At 59.5% G+C, this 1,975-nt stretch carries 1 protein-coding gene; it reads right to left on the bottom strand.

Annotated features, from left to right (window positions below):
• Positions 1-1,806: S8 family serine peptidase (locus tag NW849_RS10670; protein WP_414357624.1), on the bottom strand; the 1,806-nt coding region annotated here is incomplete at its 3' end.
• Between the last annotated feature and the right edge of the window lie 169 nt (positions 1,807-1,975).

The following is a 1,975-nucleotide window of genomic DNA, read 5'->3' as shown; positions in this document are numbered from 1 at the left end:
CGCTTGCGCTCCCAAGTAGGCCAGGCCCAGGCAGAGCAAGCCATTGAAGAGCAAGAAGGAGCGACCCAACCAAGCAGAGGATCCAAGCCATAGCACCCCCTCATAGAACAGGGATCCGGACAAGAGCAGATGCGAGGCCATGCCGATGCACAGGCCGATCACCGCCCAGCGCCAGCGCCGATGGCCCAGGAGCAGCAACATCAACAGGCCTGGGATCAACACGCTGGCAAATAGGGGGTTCAAGGCATTGGTCTGGGCAAAGGCGGTGCCCAACTCCGGCAGGGAGCTACCCGCCAATTGGAAGGGCCAACGGGGGCCACCGACAATCGCCAACCCCTGCAAGGGGAAAAGACCGGCACTGCCCAAAAGCATCCCAGCCAGCAAAGGCACCGTCTGCAGCAGCCGCTTGGGAGCCAGCCACCAGCGGATCAGCACCAGGATAATGTAGCCGCCCACCACCATCAGCAGCTTCGGCACCAGAGCAATCGGGCCACCATCGAACCAGAAGCGCGGGTTGAGGTAGCCATTGTTGTTCAGGTACTGCAGGAAGTCCTTCAACCAGAGCACCAAGGGGTTTTCCTCCTGTTGCCCTGTGGCCCTGGCCAGCGCCTTGGCTGCATCCAAACGACCAGCCCCGTAGAAGTTCTGTTTGTCGCCGGGCACTGGGGTAGCCGACATTTTCAGCACTTCCTCCACCTTGTCCGGGTCTTTGATGCCCTGAGCCTGGATCAGAGCTGCCACACCGGCTACGTGGGGAGTGGCCATGCTGGTGCCTTGGAAGTAGGCAAAGACCGGCTCGTTGGGGTTACGACGATTGATGGTTTGCTGCAGGATGCCGTATTCGGGGTGATCGGGAGTTTTGGCTCCGCCGGGGGCAGAGATGTCCACCCCCACCCCATAGTTGGAGTAGGGAGCTTTTTCCCCGTTGGGCCCCGTGGCCGAGACGGCGATCACATGCGGGTAGCGGGCCGGGTAGCTCACCTGGTTGGAGTTTTCGTTGCCGGCGGCTGCGATCACCGTCACCCCTTTGCTATGGGCATAGGCCACTGCCTCTTCCATCAGTTGGGCAGAAGCGCGGCTACCCAGGCTGAGGTTGATGATCGTAGCCCCGTGGTCGGCAGCATAGCGGATCCCTTCCACCACATCCGACAGGGATCCAAAGCCATTGGCATCCAACACCCGTACCGGCATGATCTTGGCCTTGAAGGCAATGCCGGCTACACCCAAGACATTGTTGGTGGATTGGGCGATGGTTCCCGCCACATGGGTGCCGTGGCCGTTGAGGTCTTCCGGCTCCTCATCGTCATCCACAAAGTCGTAGCCCTTAACAAATTGGGTTTGGGCTAGATCCGGCACTCGTGTTACTCCCGTGTCCACCACGGCTACCGTCACCCCTTCCCCTTGGGAGATGTCCCAGGCTTCCGGCATGCGGATGGCCCTGAGGTTCCATTGCTGGGGATAGAGGCGGTCGTTGGGCACGAAAGCCGCCTGGAATTGATAGTTGGGGTGAGCATACTCGATCAAGGCTTCGTCGGTGAGCCGCTTAACCAGCCGCCGCGTGGATCCCAGGTGGTTGGCATCCACGTCAAACAGGTAGATCGCTTCTTGGCGGGCAAAAGCGCTGTCGCTGCTGGGGCGGAGCGTCAAGTGATACTCTTTAGCGATAGCAGCAATCTGACTGGGGGTGGCCGTGTTTACAAAATTGACCACGATGCTGTCGTAGGGGGCGGATCCCTTGCCGCAAGCCGTCAACAGCAAGGCCATCAAGCCGGCGCAGCAAAGACCCAACCAGCGTCTGAATTTCATAATTCACGCCCTCGGGATCCAAAATTGTTGCAACCAGTATGCCCTCTGGATTGACAATTGACGAGATGAGATCCGGCATGGGGGCAAAATTGCCAAAAGGTGCAACCTTCGCCGCGCAAGAAGGGATCCCAGCCCTGCCGAGAAAGTGCTATGACAAGATGAGCGTAAA

The organism is Synechococcus sp. R55.3 (assembly GCF_047461975.1).
In the GTDB taxonomy this organism is placed as follows: domain Bacteria; phylum Cyanobacteriota; class Cyanobacteriia; order Thermostichales; family Thermostichaceae; genus Thermostichus.
This window is presented reverse-complemented; position numbering and strand designations above follow the sequence as displayed.